At 58.7% G+C, this 21720-nt stretch carries 21 protein-coding genes and 1 pseudogene; 17 read left to right on the top strand and 5 right to left on the bottom strand.

The features are described 5' to 3' along the window. Positions 1 to 58: 58 nt before the first annotated feature. From ACRC1E_RS02790 to ACRC1E_RS02770, 5 genes are all read left to right on the top strand, one after another. Positions 59 to 370, top strand: a complete 312-nt coding sequence (locus tag ACRC1E_RS02790; protein WP_438513583.1) for a DUF485 domain-containing protein — start codon at positions 59 to 61, stop codon at positions 368 to 370. Then, positions 367 to 2022: a cation acetate symporter gene (locus ACRC1E_RS02785; protein ID WP_438513582.1), complete on the top strand. Its 1656-nt coding sequence runs from the start codon at positions 367 to 369 to the stop codon at positions 2020 to 2022. Before ACRC1E_RS02790 ends, ACRC1E_RS02785 begins: the two co-directional genes overlap by 4 nt. A 108-nt stretch (positions 2023 to 2130) precedes the next feature. Further along, complete coding sequence (ettA, locus tag ACRC1E_RS02780) at positions 2131 to 3798, top strand: energy-dependent translational throttle protein EttA (protein WP_438513581.1); 1668 nt, start codon at positions 2131 to 2133, stop codon at positions 3796 to 3798. A gap of 119 nt (positions 3799 to 3917) precedes the next feature. Next, complete coding sequence (pdxY, locus tag ACRC1E_RS02775; protein ID WP_438513580.1) at positions 3918 to 4772, top strand: pyridoxal kinase PdxY; 855 nt, start codon at positions 3918 to 3920, stop codon at positions 4770 to 4772. 11 nt (positions 4773 to 4783) lie between these two features. Beyond that, positions 4784 to 5602 (top strand): class I SAM-dependent methyltransferase, encoded by an 819-nt coding sequence (locus tag ACRC1E_RS02770; protein WP_438513579.1) that lies wholly within the window; start codon positions 4784 to 4786, stop codon positions 5600 to 5602. A gap of 66 nt (positions 5603 to 5668) precedes the next feature. Here the strand turns inward: ACRC1E_RS02770 and ACRC1E_RS02765 are convergent, their stop codons facing one another. Both ACRC1E_RS02765 and trxC read right to left on the bottom strand, forming a co-directional pair. After that, positions 5669 to 6604: a PliI family lysozyme inhibitor of I-type lysozyme gene (locus ACRC1E_RS02765; protein WP_438513578.1), complete on the bottom strand. Its 936-nt coding sequence runs from the start codon at positions 6602 to 6604 to the stop codon at positions 5669 to 5671. Positions 6605 to 6643: 39 nt separating this feature from the next. Beyond that, positions 6644 to 7075 (bottom strand): thioredoxin TrxC, encoded by a 432-nt coding sequence (gene trxC, locus ACRC1E_RS02760; protein ID WP_438513577.1) that lies wholly within the window; start codon positions 7073 to 7075, stop codon positions 6644 to 6646. A gap of 121 nt (positions 7076 to 7196) precedes the next feature. On the opposite strand from trxC, the gene ACRC1E_RS02755 reads away from it, so the two are divergent. Further along, entirely contained in the window at positions 7197 to 8324 is a 1128-nt protein-coding gene (locus ACRC1E_RS02755; protein WP_438513576.1) for a glycerate kinase, read from the top strand. A 1-nt stretch (position 8325) separates the two neighbouring features. On the opposite strand, the gene ACRC1E_RS02750 is transcribed toward ACRC1E_RS02755, so the two are convergent. Further along, positions 8326 to 9189 carry an ion transporter gene (locus tag ACRC1E_RS02750; protein WP_438513575.1) on the bottom strand — a complete coding sequence of 288 codons (864 nt, stop codon included), beginning with the start codon at positions 9187 to 9189 and terminating at the stop codon, positions 8326 to 8328. Between the two features lie 115 nt (positions 9190 to 9304). Between ACRC1E_RS02750 and cysK the strand changes: the two genes are divergently transcribed. From cysK to ACRC1E_RS02730, 4 genes are all read left to right on the top strand, one after another. Then, positions 9305 to 10237, top strand: a complete 933-nt coding sequence (gene cysK, locus ACRC1E_RS02745; protein WP_438513574.1) for a cysteine synthase A — start codon at positions 9305 to 9307, stop codon at positions 10235 to 10237. Positions 10238 to 10281: 44 nt separating this feature from the next. Next, complete coding sequence (locus tag ACRC1E_RS02740) at positions 10282 to 10752, top strand: hypothetical protein (RefSeq protein ID WP_438513573.1); 471 nt, start codon at positions 10282 to 10284, stop codon at positions 10750 to 10752. Further along, on the top strand, positions 10749 to 11147 hold the full coding sequence (locus tag ACRC1E_RS02735) for a YchJ family protein (RefSeq protein ID WP_438513572.1): 399 nt from the start codon (positions 10749 to 10751) through the stop codon (positions 11145 to 11147). Before ACRC1E_RS02740 ends, ACRC1E_RS02735 begins: the two co-directional genes overlap by 4 nt. Positions 11148 to 11244: 97 nt before the next feature. Next, positions 11245 to 12273 (top strand): histone deacetylase family protein, encoded by a 1029-nt coding sequence (locus tag ACRC1E_RS02730; protein WP_438513571.1) that lies wholly within the window; start codon positions 11245 to 11247, stop codon positions 12271 to 12273. Between the two features lie 40 nt (positions 12274 to 12313). Here ACRC1E_RS02730 and ACRC1E_RS02725 read toward each other — a convergent pair whose 3' ends face one another. Continuing rightward, complete coding sequence (locus ACRC1E_RS02725) at positions 12314 to 12796, bottom strand: glutathione peroxidase (RefSeq protein ID WP_438513570.1); 483 nt, start codon at positions 12794 to 12796, stop codon at positions 12314 to 12316. A 330-nt stretch (positions 12797 to 13126) separates the two neighbouring features. Next, positions 13127 to 14665, bottom strand: a complete 1539-nt coding sequence (locus tag ACRC1E_RS02720) for a methyl-accepting chemotaxis protein (protein WP_438513569.1) — start codon at positions 14663 to 14665, stop codon at positions 13127 to 13129. A 240-nt stretch (positions 14666 to 14905) separates the two neighbouring features. On the opposite strand from ACRC1E_RS02720, the gene ACRC1E_RS02715 reads away from it, so the two are divergent. From ACRC1E_RS02715 to ACRC1E_RS02685, 7 genes and pseudogenes are all read left to right on the top strand, one after another. Then, the gene (locus ACRC1E_RS02715) at positions 14906 to 15442 is read left to right on the top strand and encodes a hypothetical protein (RefSeq protein ID WP_438513568.1); all 537 of its coding nucleotides are present in this window, start codon (positions 14906 to 14908) and stop codon (positions 15440 to 15442) included. A 2-nt stretch (positions 15443 to 15444) separates the two neighbouring features. Continuing rightward, the gene (locus ACRC1E_RS02710; RefSeq protein WP_438513584.1) at positions 15445 to 16326 is read left to right on the top strand and encodes a DMT family transporter; all 882 of its coding nucleotides are present in this window, start codon (positions 15445 to 15447) and stop codon (positions 16324 to 16326) included. A 24-nt stretch (positions 16327 to 16350) separates the two neighbouring features. Further along, a complete protein-coding gene (locus ACRC1E_RS02705) occupies positions 16351 to 17220 on the top strand; it encodes a DMT family transporter (protein ID WP_438513567.1) in 870 nt (289 codons plus the stop codon). A gap of 38 nt (positions 17221 to 17258) precedes the next feature. Then, positions 17259 to 17615 carry an STAS/SEC14 domain-containing protein gene (locus ACRC1E_RS02700; RefSeq protein WP_438513566.1) on the top strand — a complete coding sequence of 119 codons (357 nt, stop codon included), beginning with the start codon at positions 17259 to 17261 and terminating at the stop codon, positions 17613 to 17615. A gap of 130 nt (positions 17616 to 17745) precedes the next feature. Beyond that, a complete protein-coding gene (locus ACRC1E_RS02695; RefSeq protein ID WP_438513565.1) occupies positions 17746 to 18441 on the top strand; it encodes a CTP synthase C-terminal region-related (seleno)protein in 696 nt (231 codons plus the stop codon). Positions 18442 to 18604: 163 nt separating this feature from the next. Beyond that, complete coding sequence (locus tag ACRC1E_RS02690; RefSeq protein ID WP_438513564.1) at positions 18605 to 20908, top strand: Tex family protein; 2304 nt, start codon at positions 18605 to 18607, stop codon at positions 20906 to 20908. A 181-nt stretch (positions 20909 to 21089) separates the two neighbouring features. After that, positions 21090 to 21720, top strand: a pseudogene (locus ACRC1E_RS02685) (succinylglutamate desuccinylase); the annotation flags it as partial.

Genomic DNA, 21720 nt, shown 5'->3' with positions numbered 1-21720 from the left:
CGAAGCCAGGATGGCATAGGGTTACCCCCTATGCTGCTTTGCAAACTCAGGAGAAAACATGTCCAACAATCTGAATGACCGTATCCGGTCCAATCCGAAATACCGTGAGTTGGCATCCAAGCGCTCACGTACTGCTTGGGGTCTGACCGCGCTGGTCTTGGCTGTGTATTACAGTTTTATGCTGCTGGTCGGCATGGGGCCAGAATTCTTGGCTACACCGCTGTTCGAGGGTGGGGTGCTGTCGATTGGTGTCCCTATTGGCGTTTTTATTATCTTTTTTGCCTGGGCGTGCACCGGCCTGTATGTACGCCGTGCCAATAGCGAGTTTGACCGCCTGAACGCTGAAATTGTCGAGGAAGCGCGTCAATGAAAAAAATACTGACTTCCCTTGCCCTGCTGCCGGCGCTGGCGCTGGCCGGGCCTGCCGTTGAAGCGGCAGAAAAACAGCCCTTGAACCTGACCGCGATCGCGATGTTCTTCATCTTCGTCGCCGGTACCCTGGTGATCACTTGGTGGGCCGCGCGCCGCACCAAGTCGGCATCCGACTTTTATACCGCCGGTGGCGGCATTACCGGTTTCCAGAACGGTCTGGCGATTGCCGGCGACTATATGTCGGCCGCGACCCTGCTGGGCTTGTCGTCCATGGTATTTGCCAAGGGTTACGACGGCCTGGTCTATACGGTGGGCTTTTTCGTCGGCTGGCCGGTGGTGACCTTCCTGATCGCAGAGCGCCTGCGCAATCTGGGTAAATACACTTTTGCCGATATTGCGTCTTATCGCCTCGACCAGAAGAAGATACGTACCTTTGCTGCCTTCGGTTCGCTGACTGTAGTCTGCTTTTATCTGATCGTACAGATGGTGGGTGCCGGGCAGTTGATCAAGCTGTTGTTCGGTCTGGATTATCCGGTTGCGGTGGTGATTGTTGGCGTGGTGATGATGTTGTATGTGACCTTTGGCGGCATGATTGCCACCACCTGGGTGCAGATCATCAAGGCGGTCCTGCTGCTGGCCGGTGGTACGACGCTAGCCATTATGGCGATGAGCGAGTTTGGCTTCAGCTACGAAACGCTGGCGCAGCGCGCCATCGAGGTGCACAAGAATGGCCAGGGCATCATGGCACCGGGCTCGATGCTGGCTGATCCAGTCAATGCAGCTTCCATGTCGCTGGGTCTGGTGTTCGGTATTGCCGGCCTGCCGCATATCCTGATGCGTTTCTTTACCGTGCCTAATGCACGTGAAGCGCGTAAATCGGTTTTTGTCGCCACCGGTTTTATCGGCTTCTTCTTTGTGGTGGTGTGTACGCTGGGCTTTGCCGCCATGGTCATTGTCGGCACCAACCCGCAGTATTTTGTTGGTGGTGATTTGACTGGCAAGATCGCAGGTGGCGGCAATATGGTTGCCATGCATCTGGCGCATGCCGTTGGCGGTAATCTGTTCTTCGGATTTTTGTCTGCCGTCGCTTTCGCGACCATTCTGGCGGTGGTGTCGGGTCTGGCGCTGGCCGGTGCTTCGTCGATCTCGCACGATATTTACGCCAATGTGATCTGCGGCGGCAAGGCCGATGAAAAAACCGAGATCAAGGTCTCCAAGATCGCGGCCATCGTGTTGGGAGTGCTGGCCATTATTCTCGGCATTCTATTCGAGAACATGAACGTGGCTTTCCTGGTGGGGCTGACTTTCGGTATCGCCGCTTCGGCGAACTTCCCTATCCTGATCCTGTCGATGTACTGGAAGGGTCTGACCACCAGCGGTGCATTGCTGGGTGGCTTCACCGGCCTGATTTCGGCCGTGGTTATGGTGGTATTGTCGCCATCGGTATGGGTGACGGTGCTGGGGCATGAAGCAGCCATCTTCCCGTATGACCATCCGGCGCTGTTCTCGATGCCGCTGGCGTTCGCTGTGACGATGATTGTATCGATGCTGGATTCGAGCGCGCAGGCCAAGAAAGAACGCGCTGCATTCGATGACCAGCTGGTGCGTGCCCAGACCGGTATTGGTGCCGCCGCCGCCAATAACCACTAAGCCTTTATTCTTTATCATTAAACCGCGTGCCTATTGGTGCGCGGTTTTCTTTTGTCCGGCCGATTTTGGTAAACTGCATGTTTTCGCATTAGCCGGATACCGAACACCATGGCCCAATATGTAATGTCCATGCTCCGTGTGAGCAAAGTCGTGCCACCCAAGCGCAAGATCATCAAGGATATTTCGCTGTCTTTCTTTCCCGGCGCCAAGATCGGCCTGTTGGGTCTGAACGGCTCCGGCAAGTCTACCGTGCTGCGCATCATGGCCGGCGTGGATAAAGAGTACGAAGGCGAAGTCCAGCATATGCCCGGCGTCAAGGTCGGCTACCTGGCGCAGGAGCCGGAGCTGGACGCAGAAAAAACCGTGCGCGAAGAAGTCGAAAGCGGCATGGGCGAAGTGATGGGCGCACAAAAGCGTCTGGAAGAGGTCTACGCCGCCTACGCCGAACCCGATGCCGACTTTGATGCCTTGGCCGAAGAGCAGGGCAAGCTGGAAGCCATTATCTCGGCCGGTGCCGGTGATAACGTCGAGCTGCAGCTGGAACTGGCTGCCGATGCGTTGCGCCTGCCGCCATGGGATGCCAAGATCGGCCCCTTGTCCGGTGGTGAAAAGCGCCGCGTCGCGCTGTGCAAGCTGTTGCTGTCCAAGCCCGATATGCTGCTCTTGGATGAACCGACCAACCACCTGGATGCCGAGTCGGTTGAATGGCTGGAACAGTTTCTGGTGCGCTTCCCCGGCACCGTGGTTGCGGTCACCCACGATCGCTACTTCCTCGACAATGCGGCCGAATGGATTCTGGAACTCGACCGTGGCGAAGGCATTCCGTGGAAGGGTAACTACTCCAGCTGGCTGGAGCAAAAAGAAGCGCGTCTGGAGCAGGAATCCAAGAGCGAAGGCGCGCGCATGAAGGCGATGAAGCAGGAACTGGAGTGGGTACGCCAGAACCCGAAAGGGCGTCAGGCCAAGTCCAAGGCGCGTATTGCCCGCTTCGAGGAAATGTCGTCGTTCGAACACCAGAAGCGTAACGAGACACAGGAAATCTTTATTCCGGTGGCCGAGCGTCTGGGGAATGAAGTTATCGAATTCGATGGCGTGTCCAAGGGCTTTGGTGACCGCCTGTTGATCGATAATCTGAGCTTCAAGGCGCCGGCCGGCGCGATTGTCGGCATTATCGGCCCCAACGGTGCCGGTAAGTCGACGCTGTTCAAGATGATTGCCGGGCAGGAAACACCGGATTCCGGTGCAGTGAAGATCGGCCAGACGGTGCAGATGGCGTACGTGGCGCAAAGCCGCGAAGAGCTGAGCAGCGAAAAAACCGTATTCCAGGATGTGGCGGACGGCAACGACCTGATTACCGTCGGCAAGTTCGAGATGTCCAGCCGTGCTTATCTGGGACGCTTCAACTTCAAGGGTGCAGACCAGCAGAAGAAGGTCGGCATGCTGTCCGGGGGTGAGCGTGGCCGCCTGCACATGGCCAAGACCCTGCTCAAGGGCGGCAATGTCCTGCTGCTGGACGAACCATCCAACGACCTTGACGTAGAAACCCTGCGTGCGCTGGAAGATGCCTTGCTCGAGTATGCCGGTACCGTGTTCGTGATTTCGCACGATCGCTGGTTCCTCGACCGTATCGCCACCCATATTCTGGCGGCGGAAGGCGAGTCGCAGTGGACCTTCTTTGACGGCAACTATCAGGAATACGAAGCCGACAAGCGTAAGCGTCTGGGTGAAGAGGGTGCCAAGCCCAAGCGTATCCGTTACAAGCCGGTCATCCGCTAAGACTGGTGTGTTGGGTAGGATGGGTTAGGTCAAAGGCCGTAACCCATCCTGCAATGCCTGCCCGCCATTGCCGGCGGGCTTTTCCATTTAGAGTGGCTCGCAAGTGCCGGAGCAAAAATATGAACATCCTGTCCATCCAGTCGCATGTGGTGTACGGCCATGCCGGCAATAGTGCAGCCGTATTCCCGATGCAGCGCATGGGGGCCAATGTCTGGCCACTACATACCGTGCAGTTTTCCAATCATACCCAGTACGGGCACTGGGCCGGCATGGTGATGCCATCGTCCGAGATCAGCGAACTGGCCAGCGGAATCGCTGCCATTGATGCGCTGCATGAATGTAGCGCGGTATTGTCCGGCTATATCGGTAGTGCCGAACAGGGCGCCCAGATACTGGATGCGGTGCGCCAAGTGAAGGTGGCCAATCCGGCAGCGCTGTATCACTGCGACCCGGTGATGGGTCACCCGGCCAAGGGCTGTATTGTTGCCCCCGGTGTGGCGGAATTTTTGGTCAACGAGGCGCTGCCTTTGGCCGATATTGTTTCGCCCAATCAGCTGGAGCTGGAAATCATTGCCGGTCACAGCTTGCCTACGCTGGCCGATATCGTCGCGGCGGCCCGTGCGGTACTGCTGATGGGCCCGCGCGTGGTGCTGGTCAAGCATCTGCACTACGCTGACAAGCATCCCGGACATTTCGAAATGCTGGTGGTGTCGCAAGATGAAGCCTGGCTGATCGCGCGCCCCATCTTCGATTTTGCTCGCGACCCGGTCGGTGTTGGCGATATGACCTCCGGCCTGTTTCTGGTCGGCCTTCTATCCGGCAAGAACCTTAAAGCCGCGCTGGAACACTGTGCCGCCGCCGTTTACGGCGTACTGGAAGAAACCGCGCGTCTGGGGCGCTATGAGCTGGCCGTCATTGCCGCGCAGCGCGAATACGAGACGCCATCGCACACTCTGAGCGCACAGCCCATCTAAGAAAGACCTTCATGGCACAGAATTACGACATCAAGCCCGAACAGTCAGTCGAACTATTGCAAGAGCTGCACATCCTGACCCGTGATGGCAAGCTCAATCAGGACAGCCGCCGCAAGCTGAAGCAGGTTTACCATCTGGTGCAGTTTATCGAGCCCTTGATCCGCGAAGTGGTGGCAGAAAAGGGCGATGTCACCATCGTCGACCACGGTGCCGGCAAGTCTTATCTCGGTTTCATCTTGTACGATCTGGTGCTCAAGGCGCTGAATACCGGCGAGGTCATCGGCATCGAGACACGCGAAGAACTGGTCAAGACCACCGCCGCGCTGGCCGAGCGTCTGGGTTTTGCGCGCATGCGTTTTATCAACGAGACGGTAGCCGAGTCGATTTCTGACTCTGCCATCGGCAAGCAGGTCGACATTGTCACCGCTTTGCATGCGTGCAATACCGCCACCGATGATGCCATCCGCTTTGCGCTGGAAAAGAACGCGCCATATATCGTGCTGGTGCCGTGCTGTCAGGCCGAGGTGGCTGCCGAACTGCGTCAGGTCAAGGCCCGGCTGTTGGCCGGCACCCCGCTGGGGGAAATCGTGCGCCATGGCATCCACACCCGCGAGTTCGGCAGCCAGCTCACCAATGTATTGCGTTGCCTGCTACTGGAGTCGCATGGCTACCAGCTGACGGTGACCGAGCTGGTCGGCTGGGAACACTCGATGAAGAACGAACTGATTGTGGCGAAAAAAGGCCACAAGCGTGGCGGTGCGCGTGAGCGTGCCGAGTCCATCGTCGACACCTTTATGCTGGGCAATCTGAAGGCGCGCTTTATCTATTGATGCACGCTTGGAAAGGGCCGCCGGATGGCGGCCCTTTCTTGCTTTAAACCACCTCTCTTGATGTTTTCAGTACGTCACTACCTTGTCTGCTTTCAATTGCCAACCCGCTTCGCCTGGCACCAGACGGTACTGGATCTGGCGCATGCCGCCAGTTGGCTTGGCATTGATATCGCCTTCCTGATAAATAGGGAAACGACGCAGCAACCGTCCCTCGCCGACAGCGAAGGCATCATGCCCCTGATAGCCTGGCGACAGTTTTTTGTCGGTAGCCAGATCCGGCAGGCTGATTTCGCTGAGCGATTTTATGCGGTTGGCTGCGTAGGCAACGAGCGATCCATAGCTGCCGCTGCCGGCCGAATTAACATAGACATAGAGCTCGGGCGAGCCGTCGGCATTGAGGTCTTCTATCTCGGCGCCACTGACGCTGCCGTCGATTTCGCGCTTGATGGGGGCATTGCTGCCCTTGAGTCCGGACGGGATGATGGTGAGCTGATTGAGTGAGCCTTCATTGCCTGCCATGACGTGAAAGCTGATGCCTTGCAGGCTCAATACCTTGTCGAAAGCCGCCGCTGCGGGGGCATGGCTGGGCGCTTGTACGGCCGGGTCTATGCCGACCTTGAGTGTGTAGCGCGTAGTTTCATTGCGCCGCGCCGCATTACGCATCAGATAGACGCGTAGGGTGTAGACGCCGTCGGCAGGCAGTACACCCGCGTAATGATCGCCCCGCGTCGCGCCGATAAATAGTGCCTGTTCCGAGCCCGGCGGGTTCAGGTTGAAGTAGGCGGAACGATTGCTTGGTGCGAAGTCGATGCGTATCTTTTGCCCCGCGCGTGCGCGCAGTTGGTAGTCGATAGTCTGGTAGCCCTTGAGCTGTCCCTTGACTTGGGTACTGCTCATTCCTTTTTTGAAAACAAGGGCTTGCTGCCGGATTTCATTGTCGGCTAGCGCCGGCAGCGGGGCGAGTAGTAACAGGCTTAACAGGTACATATGCCAGGTTTTCATGCGACAGGGCCTCGGTGCTTGGGATTGGAAAAGGCGTAGTCAGCCTGCGCCTGCCAGCGCAGCGCGCGCCCAGGCGAGGATCTGTGTCGCCGGCATAGCGCCGCTGTGGCGAGCGATTTCGCGTCCGTCCTTGAATAGCAATAGGGTGGGGATGCTGCGGATGGCGTAGTGCGCCGATGCCTGCGCGGCTGCATCACTATCGACCTTGGCAAAACGTATTTCTGGCGCCTGCCGGGCGGCGGCTGCGAACTGTGGTGCCATCGTTTGGCACGGGCCGCACCATGTGGCCCAGAAGTCGACCAGTACCGGTAGCTGTGTGCCGGCAATAAACGCCGGCAGCGAGGCATCATTCAAGGTGGCGGGCTCAGCGGCCATCAGTGCCTGTCCGCATTTTCCGCATTTTGGCGCGTCACGCAGGCGGGCATCGGGTACGCGGTTTTTGGCGGCGCAGGCCGGGCACACTAATTGCATATTCTTGCTCCTTTTGCATAGCTTGGCTTGCCAGTTTCCGGTCGCCATGCTGCCAAGTCCAGCAGGGCGTGCCTGTCTGCCAGAATCATGGCATAGAATGGCCTTTTTTGTGGAGAGTACGATGCGCTGGCTAATCGCTCCCGATAGCTTCAAGGGTTCGCTGGCTGCCGCCGAGGTCGCGGCGGCAATGGCAACTGGTGTGCGCCGGGCGGATCCTGACGCCGTCGTGATGCTCAAACCCATGGCCGATGGCGGTGAGGGCACGCTGGATGCGGTATACGCCGCGATCGGCGGACAGTGGTGCGCGCGGGTGGTGCAGGATGCAGGCGGACGGCCGCGGAAGGCAGCTTATCTGCGTCTGCCCGACGGCAGTGCGCTGATTGAAGTTGCACAGGTCGTACCCCTGTCGGATGCGCCGGGCGTGCCGGTGCTGGAGCGCAGCAGTTTTGGTGTCGGCGAGCTGATGCGCGATGCGCTGGAGCAGGGCGCCACACGCTTGGCGCTGGCGTTGGGTGGCTCGTCCACCAATGATGGCGGCACCGGTTTGCTTGCGGCATTGGGTGTCCGTTTTCTGGATGCTAAGGGACGGATGCTGGCACCCTGTCCGAATGGCTTGCTCGCGGTAGCGGGCATCGATGCCTCGGCACTGCACCCGTGTTTGGCGGGTGTTGGTATTGAAGTCTGGTCCGATGTCGATAATCCGCTTGTTGGTGAACGGGGGGCATCCGCCGTTTTTGGTCCGCAAAAAGGCTTGCAGGCCGCCGATGTGTTTGAACTTGATGCCCTGCTGGCAAGAGTGGCCATGCTGGCCGGCGCTGAGACTCTGGCCCGCCTGCCGGGCGCCGGTGCGGCCGGTGGCATGGGCTGGGCCTTGTCATGGCTGGGAGGGCGGCGCCTGCCGGGGGCTGGCGCGCTAGCTGCGCATACCGGTCTGTATCCGGCACTCGCGAGTACTGACTGGGTATTGACCGGCGAGGGCGCCAGTGATGTGCAAACGCTGTCGGGCAAGGCGCCGTTTGCAGTGGCGCAGTGGGCACGCGCAGCCGGTGTGCCGGTGTCGCTGGTGTCGGGGGCGCTAAGGCCGGATGCTGCCGGTCAGCTGGCGGCGGCATTCGATGGCTGTGTTTCGCTGTGTAGCGGGCCGATGACGCTGGCCGAGGCGATGGCGCAGACGCCCGCGTTGCTGGCACAGGCATGCGAGCAACTGGTGCGTACCATTTTGCGGGCGCGGGGGCTGCCCGCGCGCTGATTCAGCTCGCCACATCCTTGGCCGGGCGCGGCAGCGTGCCGCCGCAATGCTTGCAGTACAGTGCATCCCAGTCATGCCCTTCGGTGAAGCAGTGCGGACACAAACGCGTGCCCGAATGCACCTCCGGAGAGGCGTTGTGGTTTCGGGCGAGCTCGGCGGTGACAATGCCGGTCGGCACGGCAATGATGCCGTAGCCCATGATCATGGCCAGGCTGGCCAGCGCCTGCCCTGCGACCGTCTTGGGCGTGATGTCGCCAAAGCCGACCGTGGTCAGGGTGACGATGGCCCAGTAGATGCTTTGCGGGATGCTGGTAAAACCATGCTCGGGGCCTTCGATCAAATACATCAGCGTCCCCAGAATGATGACCAGCGAAATGACGGTGGCCAGAAAAATGGTGATCTTGCGGCGGCTGGCCATCAGCGCGCGCCGCAGTTGCTGCGCTTCACCGATATAGTGGGTCAGCTTGAAGATACGGAACAGGCGTAATAGGCGCAGGATGCGGATGTCGGCGAGGAAGTGGCTGCCGGGAATGAACAGGCCCAGATAGAAGGGCAGCACCGCCAGCAGGTCGATGATGCCGAAAAAGCTTCTGGCGTAGCGTATGGGCTTGTGTACGCAGACCAGGCGCAAGATGTATTCGACGGTAAAAAACAGGGCAAACAGCACATCCAGTACCTTCAGCTGCGTGCCGTAACTGTTGCGGATGCCGGCAACGCTTTCCAGCATCACGCATAGCACCGATGCGACGATGGCGAGCAGCAGCAGAATATCGAATGTGCGACCGGCGCGGGTGTCGGCTTCGAAGATGATGATGTACAGCTTGCGGCGCCAGCCTTGCAGCGGAATCAGGGGTTCTTGTTGCATAGGGAGAGACTTGGTTTCTTTCTTATAAAAAATAGATATTATGTTTGATGTTGTTATTCTGTTTAAGATGTGTGCACCAGCGGTATCCGCTCATTCTACTTAGGAGAGGCAGTTTATGCGCATCGCCAATACGGTAACCGACCTGATAGGTAACACGCCCCTGGTCAAGCTTAATCGCGTGACTGCAGGCTGTGTGGCCGATGTGGTCGTCAAACTCGAATTTTACAATCCTGCGCATTCGGTCAAGGACCGTATTGCGGTGGCGATGATAGATGCCGGAGAAAAAGCCGGAAAAATCGGTCCGGATACGGTAATTGTGGAGCCGACCTCGGGGAATACCGGTATCGGTCTGGCCATGGTGTGCGCAGCGCGCGGCTACAAGCTGGTGATCACCATGCCGGAAACCATGAGCCGCGAGCGGCGCATGTTGCTAAAAGCCTACGGTGCCGAACTGATCCTGACGCCGGGGCCTGAGGGTATGGGCGGGGCGATTGCCAGGGCGCGCGAACTGGTGGATGCCCATCCCGATACCCACTTCATGCCACAGCAGTTTGAAAATCCCGCCAACCCCGCCATTCATTACGGCACCACGGCTGAGGAAATCTGGCGCGATACCGACGGTCAGCTTGATATTTTTGTCTCCGGCGTCGGTACCGGCGGCACCATTACCGGTGTGGGTTCTTTCCTGAAAGAGCACAAACCGGGCGTGCGCGTGGTCGCAGTCGAGCCGGATGCGTCGCCGGTACTGTCCGGTGGCACCAAGGGGCCGCACCCCTTGCAGGGCATAGGGGCAGGCTTCGTACCTGCCATTCTGGACACTGCCATTTACGCCGAAGTGATTCGCGTCAAGAATGACGATGCCTTCGCTACGGCGCGGGCACTGGCCAAAGAAGAAGGTCTGCTGGTCGGCATCTCGTCCGGTGCTGCCGTCTGGTCGGCGCTGCAACTGGCGCGCAAGAGTGAAAACGCCGGCAAGCTGATTGTGGTGATTGTGCCTTCGTTTGGCGAGCGTTACCTGTCTACACCCCTGTTTGAAGATCTGGCATGAGGCTTGGGCTGGCAGATGTGGCGTGGTCGTATAGAATGGGGAGCATGAAACCACTTCTGCTTCCTGTTCTCGCCTCGGCCTTGCTGCTGGCCGGCTGCGCCGGATTTGATCCTTTCAAGTCCGCTACGCCGGTCACCATTACGCCTAAGCCAAAACCTGAAATTGTCGCACCGGCGACACAAGGCAATAGCGAACGCCTGTTGTTCGAAGCCAATCGGCTGGCTGAAGAAGTCAAGGCTAGCCGGATGAACCGCACGCAGGCGGCTGATGCGCTGGGCCGTGCGCGTCTGGCATGGGTCGGGCGTAATAGTGTGGATGATGAGGTATTCCGTCAATACCGGCAGTTGGCTGTGGCGCGGGATACGAATCTGGTGACGCCATCCGGTGCACACAACCGCATGTTCGACATGCTGAAAAACTGGCAACGGCGCTGGCTGCATTTAAGCCCTCGCCCCGCTGATCCCGCCTTTACCAATTTCCTGATGAAGGTTTACAGCCTTCCGCCTTTGCAATGAAAACCCCTGTTCCGGCCGATTCCTGCCCTTGTGGCAGTGGTCTGGCATTTGCTGCGTGTTGCGCACCCTATCTGAACGGCGCCGCGATTGCGTACAGTGCGCAGGCGCTGATGCGTTCGCGCTATAGCGCTTACGTCAAAAAAGACGAGGCCTACCTGTTGGGCAGCTGGCATCCCTCTACCCGTCCTGAATGCCTTGCGCTGGATGAAGACCCGGTGAAATGGCTGGGTCTGGATATTGTCGCTCTGGAGCAGGGTGTGCCCGGCGACACCGTGGGTCGGGTCGAATTTGTCGCACGCTACAAAGTGGGGGGGCGGGCGCAGCGGCTGCAGGAAAACAGCCGCTTTGTGTTCGAGGATGGGCGCTGGTTTTACGTGGATGGCGATATCGCTTAAAACTACTGTTGCGCAGGCTCAAACAGGGTGAATGCCGTGTTTGACCTGACGATCAAAATCAGCGCAGCATGATGTTTTTTCTGCGTCAGGAAAAGCCATGCTGACTGTCTATACCGATGACCACCGCCTGCACCAAGGCCGAGCCGAACTCTACAACGGTACGCTGACCCCCAGCTTTGAAAAACCTTCCCGCGCCGATATGGTGCTGGAACGGGTAATTGCCACTGCGCTGGGCGAGGTGCTTCCTCCGCAAGTCCATGGCCTCGATCCCATTCTCAAAGTGCACGATGAGGGCTATGTGCGCTTTTGGGAAGATGCCTGGCAGCGCTGGTCGGCAAGCGGGCGCGATTGGGATGCCTTGCCCAAAATGTGGCAGGTGCGGCGTTTACGCAGCAAGATTCCCGAGCATGTAGAAGGCCAGCTCTGTTATTACTCCATGGATGCAGGTACGCCGCTGACGGCAGGTACCTGGCCTGCCATTACCGGTGCCGCGAATGTGGCATTGACGGCGGCGGATCGCCTGTTAGCCGGAGACAAGGCCGTGTTCGCGCTGACGCGTCCGCCTGGCCATCACGCCGCGCGTGATTACTGTGGCGGCTATTGCTACTTCAATAATGCCGCTATTGCCGCGCAGCGCTTGCGTGACGGCGGCGCCCGCCGCGTGGCGGTGCTGGATGTCGATTACCATCACGGCAATGGTACGCAGGACATCTTCTACCAGCGTGCCGATGTGCTGTTCCTGTCTATACACGGCGACCCGCGTAGCGAATACCCGTTTTTTCTCGGGTTTGCCGACGAAGAAGGCGAAGGCGAGGGCTTGGGGTATAACGTCAATTATCCGCTGAGTGCCGGTACCGATGCCCCGACCTGGTTTGCGGCACTGGATGCAGCCTGTGCCCGTATTGCCGCTTATGCCCCGGATGCCTTGGTGATTTCATTAGGGGTCGATACCTACGAGGGCGATCCGATTTCACGTTTCGCACTGCAGCACGATGACTTTACCCGCATGGGGGCGCGCCTGTCGCGTTTGGGGATACCGACCCAGTTCTGCTTTGAAGGCGGCTATGCGGTTGAGCCTATTGGGATCAATGCCGTCAATGTGCTGGCCGGTTTCGAAGGGGCTTGATGAAACCTGCCGCTTCTATAAAGCGGCAGGTTTTCATCGGTTACAACAGGGCTTCGATGTCGCTGGCTAGTGATTCCGGTGTGGTCTGCGGGGCAAAACGCTTGATGACCTGGCCTTGGCGGTCGATCAGGAATTTGGTGAAGTTCCACTTGATGGCCGGCAAGCCAAGTAAGCCCGGTTTTTCTGCCTTCAGATACTGCCACAGGGGGCTGGCCGCCTTGCCGTTGACGTCGATTTTGTCCATAAGCGGGAAGGTGACGCCGAAGTTTTTCTGACAGAACGCACCGATTTCTGTGGCAGAAGCGGGCTCCTGATTGCCAAACTGGTTGCAGGGAAAGCCGATGACAGTCAGCCCGCGCTCGCGATAGCGCTGGAACAGGGCTTCCAGTGCGGTGTATTGCGGGGTAAAACCGCATTCGCTTGCAGTATTGACGATCAATAGCACTTGGCCTTCAAACTGGCTGAAAGGCAGAGCCTGCCCATTCAGGGCAAGTGGGGCGTATTGGTAAATGGGCGCGCTCATCGGGCATTCCGGTAGGATTCAGATCGGGCAGTGTAAGCAGTGCTTCACTAGCATGCAATTGTATGTCATTGCATACTGGCATTTCTTGCAGGCAAAAAAGAAGCGCCGTGGCAAGGGGGAACCACGACGCCCCAAGGAAAAACAGCTTGCTGTGCAAGAACCCTACACCCTGTAAGGGAGAGCCAGATCCTGCATTTACTGTAGAGCATGCAGCTGAAAAAGCGAGGGGGAATCGTGTAAACCTTGCTTTTAATCATGCTTGATGGGGGTGAAACCCCAGCTATGGCTATTTTTATGCCGTACAGTCCTCGCAACAAGGACTGCACGGGTTTATGCTGGGCGCAGGCTATAGCGTGGTTCCATGTCCTGAATGGACGGGGTGGTCTTATTCATGGATCGCGCCTGAAACGTGGATATTAACGCCCCTAGCTCGGCCATTAACTTGTCCAGACTTTGTGTAGCATGGGCTATCGTTTCGGTTTCCGCCGATAAGGCACGGCTGGCATTGTCTACCGATGCAATATTGCCGGAAAAATGGCTGAATCCTTCATTCTGCTGCATTTCTGCAGCGGATACCGTTTGCAGCAGGCGAGCCAGTTCCAGTGTGCTGTCTATCATTCCCGTCAGTTTTTCTTGTGCAGACAGTGTGTATTCGCGTCCCGCACGCATCTGGCTATTACCCTCGCGCATGGCAACAATCGATGACTGGGTGCCTTCCTGAATCAGCTGTATTTTGCTGCCTATATCCAGCGTGGCTTTTTGCGTACGTTCAGCCAGCTTTCTGACCTCGTCAGCGACAACGGCGAAGCCGCGGCCGAATTCACCGGCGCGAGCGGCCTCAATGGCGGCATTGAGTGCCAACAAGTTGGTCTGGTCAGCGATCTCCCTGATCATCTGTACGATGCCGTCTACCTCGGTGCTACGCTGACCCAGTACCTCCAGCTTGGTCGCTGCTGCATCAATGACGGCTCGTGCCTGATTGAGCTGAAGCACGGCGGCGTCCATGCTCGTACCACTTTCGCTCGCTGCCGTACCTGCTGCTTGCGCCATCATCGCCGCCCGCTGTGATTCCGCGGCGTTATGCTGCGTCATACCGGACATTTGTCTTGTTTCGCTCGCCATCATTTCGGTTCGCTGGCGCTGTTCGGACATGGTGCGTGCCATCAGTGTCGAGCTGCTGGCAATGTCGTGGCTTTCACCGGTAGCGGCCTGAATAGAGCGCGTCACTTGCTCCATCATGTCTTGCATGGCCTGTGTGGCGGTTTCGGCTTCCCTGCGCGCCTCTTCCAGTTTTTCGAAGCCGCGCGACTTGGCTCGCTCGAAAGAGAGCGACAGGATAAAAACGGTGAGTGTCAGCCCAACTAGCGACTTGGCCTGCAGTTTAGGGAATTCGGTATGGGCGATGGGGTTGGCTGGCAGCCAGCCGGCATCTGTCGATAGCAGCAGCATAATGCCGATGGCGACCATGGTCAGTACGGCCCACACCATGCCGGAAATACGACCACCGATAAAAACGGCGGCCATAGGGACAGCGGCGTACCACATGATACTGGTCGACATGATGCCGCCGTTGACAAACACCATCCAGCTGACCATGGCCAGCATGCAAAGTGCCGTGTATTCGCTGACCAGCCTGAGCATGCCGGTTAGCTTGAGTATCAGGGCGCCGGCGAGTAAGGCGATGCCGCCGGCCATGATGCCATCGGCCATGGCCGTGTGGTTGAGCTTGTAATAGGACAGGGCAAACAGCGGGGCGATCAGGCCGGCGGTCAGCGCTGCGCTGATAATGGTGCGTGCACGTATCAGCAACTCTTGCTGCTGGCGGATAGGCTCCGGAATAAACCATTCGGTGATAGCTTGTATTGACATGGTGTGTCTCCTCGTTCGTTTGTTTTTTATTATCAACGCTTGTATTTGTGGACCAACTTTAAAACAAACGCCTAATTACGACAAAGAGATATTTTTTGGACTGATACGGCAGGTGATGGCTAGCCGGCCCGAGGCGAGGCCACTTTTGTCGCGTATTTTCTGGTGTCATAAGTAGTGTTTGAGGCAGAATGGCGCTGTGCGGGCTTTTCCGCCACCCTTTATAAAGCCTATCCCCCTGTTATGCCGCGTCGGTTTCTGTTGTTTTTCCTGTTGTGCTGCCTGCCGTTTACGGCTTGGGCTGCGCCTTATCGCGATACGGTCTGGCCTTTATCTTTTGAGCTGCCGGCACAGTGGAAACTCAGTGTCAAAAACGAAAAAAAGCGTCGCAGCCTGTTAGTCCTGCCCCGACGCATGGAGGATAGGGAGCGCGGCGATGCGCGCGCCGTATTTCTGATGCGGCGCTTGGGCAAGCGCGAGACCTTGCAGCGTTTGGCCAAGCCTTACCGCAAGGCCAGTGGCGGGCGTGAAGCGGCCAGCCGTATCGAACTGGATGAGAAGACCGGGCGTTTGCTGCTGGATTATCGCGAAAGCGAGAATGTCCAGAACGGTTTGTGGATTGTGCGCCGCCATCAGAAAGTCTTGCAGCTGGATACCGCATCGCGCCGGCTATTTGAAGCCGACTGCAGTGCCAATGCGTCCGAGTTCAAGCGTTACCGCCAGCCTTTCTCCAGTTTGTGTCTCAAATTTTCGCTGAACGGCAAACGAGGCCCGCCGTGAGTATGACCGTCAGCCCGAGACTGGCACTGTGGCTGCGTCTGCGTGAGGGCCGGCTGGGGGCCGGCTGGATGGTGCTGGCCGCGCTATCGTTCGCCCTGATGGGGGTCTTCGTCAAAATAGGCGCCCGTTCTTTCCCCTCGACCGAACTTTTGTTTTGGCGCACCTTGCTGGGTGCCATAGCGCTGTCTGCCGTTATGTGGCTGCGCGGCCAGTCGCCGCTTACTGCGAATTTCCCGGCGCACCTGAAACGCAGCAGCATAGGTTATGTTTCGATGGCGATGCTGTTTTATGCGCTAAGCCATCTGCCGCTGTCGACGGCTATTACCCTGAACTACACGTCACCGCTGTTCTTTGTGCTGTTGTGCATGCTCAAGCTGCGCGACCGGCCGACCCCCATGTTGGTGCTGGCGCTGGCTTTGGGTTTTGCCGGCATGGTTCTGCTGCTCAAGCCCGGTTTTGATTCGGATGCCTGGCTCGCGACCCTGATCGGCTTGGGCTCAGGCGTGTGCGCGGGGCTGGCGGTGTTTCAGGTGCGGGAGCTGGGGCAGTTGGGCGAGCCGTCGTGGCGCACGGTATTCTGGTTTTTCTGGATTGCCAGCGGTTTTGGTTTGCTACTCCTGCTGTGTGGTCCGGGTTTTACCACGCTGAGCGCGGATAACATCCTGCCGGTGCTGGGCATTGCACTATTCGGGCTGGCCGGCCAACTGGCGATGACCCGCGCGTATCAGGAAGGGCGGCGCTTTCTGGTGGCGAGCCTCGCCTATGTGACCGTGGTCTTTTCCGCCTTGTTCGGTGCCGTCTTGTGGGGGGAACCCATGGGGGCGGATAGCCTGCTGGCTATTACGCTGGTGATTCTGTCCGGGGTGCTGGCGGCGCGGCGCTGAAGTCCTCAATTTTTCTGGAACACCATGAATAAGTATTTTTTACCCATCGGCTTGCGGGGGTTTTCTCTGGGGGCTGGCTGGATGGTCGTGGCGGCCGTTTTTTTTGCCATGATGGGCGTGTTTGTCAAACTGGGTTCGGCCAGCTTGTCGTCTACCGCGCTGGTGTTTTGGCGGACCCTGAGCGGCGTGCTGCTGCTGGGGATTCCTGCCTTGCTCAAGGGCCAGCGTTTTGCCACGCCTTGCCTTGGCCGCCACCTCAAGCGAGGGGTGCTGGCCTATACCTCGCTGCTGTTTTATTTTTATGCCATTGCCCATCTGCCGCTGGCTACTGCCGTCACGCTCAACTATACCTCGCCGATGTTTCTCGCTTTGCTGTCGGTCGTCCTGCTGTGCGAAAAGCTGTCTTCACGTGCGCTGATGGCGCTGGCGCTGGGTTTTGGCGGCGTCGTACTGCTATTGCGTCCGACACTGGCCAGTGACGCCTGGTTTGTCGGCTTGCTGGGGCTCTGTTCCGGTTTGCTGGCCGGCTGGTCTTACCTGCATGTACGGGAGTTGGCGCGACTGGGTGAGCCTGAATGGCGCATCGTGTTCTATTTTGCACTGGTCGCGACGCTGGGCGGCACGGTACTGGTGACGCTGGAAGGCTGGCAGGGCATGGATGGCCATACCATGCTGCTGGTAGCCGGGATGGGGATCACGGCGACTATCGCCCAGCTGGCGATGACCCGCGCTTACCGGCTGGGCAGCAAGCTGGCAGCGGCTAATTTGTCGTATCTGACCGTGGTGTTTTCCACCTTGCTGGGTGTGCTGTTATGGGACGAGTCTTTGTCGCTGCCGTCTGCCGGCGCAATTATATTGATCGTGATCAGTGGCATGCTCGCCAGTCGGCGTTAGAATGTTAACTGCATGAATGACTTCAGGAGGTATACCGCATGATTTCCATCCGCGAGCAGGACTATGGCCTTGATGTGGCCTTGTATGGCGAGTTTACGCTGGCCGACTTCAAGCTGTTCGAAGAAGCGCTGATGAAGCGTTCCGGCGAACATGGCAAGCCGGATATATTGCTGGATTTGTCCGAACTCAAGGACTTCACCATCGATATGGCGCTGGAAGAAGTGAAATTCATGCGTGCGCACGAAGAGAACTTCGGTCGTATCGCGCTGGTGGTCGAGGATGTGTGGATCAAGCTGGCGACGCATATTGCCGGCATGCTGTCCGATGCCAAGTCGCACCATTTCGAAACGGTAGAAGAGGCGCAAGTCTGGCTGAAGTTGGGCGATTCGGTCTGAAGCGTTCTGTGCCGTATGCTTTTTCCGCGCCAAGCATGCATCATCATCCGGCGTGAGGTGTGTGTTTTTTGTTGTCTGCGCTCTAAAGGTATCAAATCTTGTATTTGGCGAGTAAATGGAAGGTAGGGGCATGAAAAACCGCGTCAGCATCGCTCTGGTTGGCGATTACAGCGCATCGGTGCCTGCTCACAGGGCCATTCCGCTAGCACTGCAAAGCGCCGGCGAAGCATGTGGTATCGAAGTCGGTTTCGAGTGGATCCCCACTACGGAAATTATTGCGGCTACACGCATTTCCGGTTTCGATGGGGTGTGGTGCGTACCGGCCAGTCCTTATCGCAATATGGAAGGTGCACTGCTAGCCATCCGCCATGCGCGCGAAACCGAAGTGCCGTTTTTGGGTACTTGTGGCGGTTTTCAGCATGCGGTGCTTGAGTACGCCCGCAATGTACTGGGCTGGGATGATGCCGAGCATGCAGAAACGACGCCGGATGCTGCGCGTGCCGTGATTTCACCCTTGGCGTGTGCGTTGGTTGAAGTCACCGAAACGATACGGCTATGGCCTGGGCGCCGTATCAGCACAGCGTACGGACTGCGCGAAATAAACGAAGCTTATCGTTGTCGCTTTGGGCTGAATCCCCAGTTTCAGTCTGCATTGCTGGCAGGACCCTTGCGTGCGGCTGCCGATGATGCTACCGCTGAAATCCGCGCTATCGAACTGGATGCCCATCCTTTCTTTGTTGCCACCTTGTTCCAGCCCGAGCGTGCTGCTTTACAAGGACAGTCTGCACCCTTGGTTGATGCATTTGTTCGTGCCTGCGCGGCTTGACACTCGCTGGGCCAGGCATGGAATTGTGCTGCTGATGCTAAAGCGTGGCTATGTGCCCGGATTTTATGGCGTGTGGCTGCGGGTTTCCTGCTGCTAAAAGATTGGCGCAGGCGCTTCCTGCCGGTACAGTAGCGGCTTTTCTTCGCCAAGACAGAAAAGCCGCATGATCAAGTCTATTGCCAGCCGCTTGGCTGCCGAACTGAATGTCCGCGAGGCGCAAGTTGTCGCGACTGTTGAATTGATAGACGAGGGCGCGACCGTGCCCTTTATCGCCCGCTACCGCAAGGAAGTGACCGGGGGTCTGGACGACACCCAGTTGCGCCTCCTGGCCGAGCGTCTGGTTTACCTGCGCGAGCTTGATGCCCGCCGCGACACCATACTCAAGAGCATTGCCGAGCAGGACAAGCTGAGCCCGGCGCTGGAGGCGGCCATTATGGCGGCCGACAACAAGACCCTGCTCGAAGACCTGTATCTGCCGTACAAGCCCAAGCGCCGTACCCGCGCCCAGATTGCGCGTGAAGCCGGTCTGGAGCCCTTGGCCGACAGCCTGCTGGCCAACCCGGCGCAGTCTCCGGAAGAAACCGCTGACGCCTATGTCGCCGCCGATAAGGGTGTGGCCGACGTAAAGGCGGCACTGGACGGCGCCCGCGCCATCCTGATCGAACGCTTTGCCGAAGATGCCGTGCTACTGGGCACTTTGCGCGACAAGCTGTGGAAAGAGGGTGAGCTTGCCGGCGTGGTGGTCGCCGGCAAGGAAGCGGAAGGCGCCAAATTCTCCGATTACTTTGCCCATCGCGAGCCTATCCGCAGCACGCCGTCGCACCGCGCGCTGGCCTTGCTGCGCGGGCGCAACGAGGGCGTACTGACGCTGGCACTGAAATACCAGCCGGACGAAACGCCGGTTACCGAGCGTTCGGCTTATGAAGGCCTGATCGCCGGTAGCTTCGGTGTGGCCGACAAGGGACGCGCTGCAGACAAATGGCTGCTGGATGGCGTGCGCCTGTGCTGGCGTGCCAAGATCTTCCTGTCGCTGGAACTGGAGCTGTTGGGCCGGCTGAAAGACGCCGCCGATGCCGAGGCGATCAAGGTGTTTGCCGGCAACCTGCATGATCTGTTGCTGGCGGCGCCTGCCGGACCGCGTGCCACCATGGGGCTGGATCCGGGCATACGCACCGGCGTGAAAGTCGCGGTGGTCGACGCCACCGGCAAGCTGCTGGACACGGCCACCGTTTATCCGCACGAGCCGCGTCGTGACTGGAACGGCTCGCTGGCCACGCTGGCGGCACTGGCAGCGCGCCATCATGTCGATTTGATCGCCATCGGCAACGGCACCGCCAGCCGCGAAACCGACAAGCTGGCTGAAGAGCTGACCCGTGCCATGCCGCAATTGGCGATGACGCGGGTGGTGGTGTCCGAGGCCGGTGCCTCGGTATATTCGGCATCCGAGCTGGCGGCACGCGAATTTCCGGCGCTGGATGTTTCCTTGCGCGGTGCGGTATCTATCGCGCGCCGCCTGCAGGACCCGCTGGCCGAGCTGGTGAAGATAGACCCCAAGTCCATCGGTGTCGGCCAGTACCAGCATGATGTCAACCAGAGCCAGCTGGCACGCAGCCTGGATGCGGTGGTGGAAGACTGCGTCAACGCGGTTGGTGTCGATGTGAATATGGCCTCGGTGCCGCTACTGACCCGCATCTCGGGCCTGAATGCGACCTTGGCCGCCAATATTGTGGCCTACCGCGATGCCAACGGTGCCTTCAAGAGCCGCAAGGCACTATTGAAAGTGCCGCGTCTGGGTGAAAAAACCTTCGAACAGGCTGCGGGTTTCTTGCGCATACGCGGTGGCGACAATCCGCTGGATGCCTCGTCGGTGCATCCGGAAGCCTATCCGGTGGTCGAGAAGATTGTGCTGCGTACCGGCCGGGCCGTGTCCGAGCTGATCAGCGATGCCGGTGCGATCAAGGCACTGCATGCCAGCGATTACACCGATGAGCGCTTCGGTCTGCCAACCGTGCTCGATATCCTCAAAGAGCTGGAGAAGCCCGGCCGCGATCCGCGCCCCGGGTTCAAGACCGCAACCTTTCAGGACGGAGTGGAAGACATCAAACACCTGCAGCCGGGCATGGTGCTGGAAGGTTGCGTCACCAATGTCACCAACTTCGGTGCCTTTGTCGATATCGGCGTGCATCAGGACGGGCTGGTGCATATTTCCGCCTTGTCCAATAAGTTTGTCGATGATCCGCGTACCGTGGTCAAGGCCGGCGATGTGGTGCAGGTCAAGGTGCTGGAGGTGGAGGTCGCGCGCAAGCGCATCGCGCTCACCATGCGCATGAGTGACGAGCCTGGTGCCCAGCGTTCCAGTGCACCGGCTGGTCGCAGCGATGCCCCGCGTGGCGGCAAGGGCAAGGCAGTGGAAAAGGCGCCGGCCAATAATGCGATGGCGGAAGCGTTGGCAAGGCTGAAGCGCTAAGCCCATCTGTTTCCTTGAAAAGCCCGCCAAAGTTGCGGGCTTTTTTTGCGGGCAGGCATCACCAGGCTAGGGATTCAGGGCAAGCGCAGGCTGATTTGCGGGAACTTGGGCGTGCTAACTGCATTGGCATGATGTGGTGATCCGGTTTATCTTCTGGGGATTGCCAAACTGCGAGCGCACCATGTCTATCCCTTTGCAATTTTCATCCTACCAATTTGCCTCTCCCCAAGCCGGTCCGCGCTTAATCGTGCTGGGCGCCGTGCACGGTAACGAGGTTTGCGGCACCTTGGGTATCCGCCGTTTGCTGGCCGAATTCGAGAGCGGCGCACGCGTGCTCAAGCAAGGCTGCGTAACCTTGGTGCCGGTGACCAATCCGCTGGCCTACAACAAGGGCGAGCGCTCGGGTGAGCGCAACCTCAACCGTAATCTGTCACCGACCGAGATCCCCCTTGAGTTCGAAGACCGCATCGCCAACTGGCTGTGCCCGCTATTGGCACAGCACGATGTGCTGCTTGATCTGCATTCCTTCCAGTCCAAGGGACAGGCTTTTGTGTTTATGGGGCCGCACGACAATCGCGGCGAACTCGAACCGTTTGTCCATGCGGCCAAGGAAGAGGAGCTGGCACGCTGTTTGGGGGTAAATCGTGCGGTGGATGGCTGGCTGTCGACCTATGCGCTGGGGGTGAAGCGGCGGGTGGAGCACTTTGGCGAGGCCGACTCGCGCCAGATTCAGCTCAATACCGATCCGCGTTACGGCATGGGCACCACCGAGTGGATGCGCCGCTCGGGCGGCTGGGCGCTGACGCTGGAGT

This window comes from Craterilacuibacter sp. (assembly GCF_051659485.1).
GTDB lineage: Bacteria > Pseudomonadota > Gammaproteobacteria > Burkholderiales > Chromobacteriaceae > Craterilacuibacter.
Note: the sequence above shows the minus strand (reverse complement) of the source record. Positions and strands in the feature narration are given on the sequence as shown.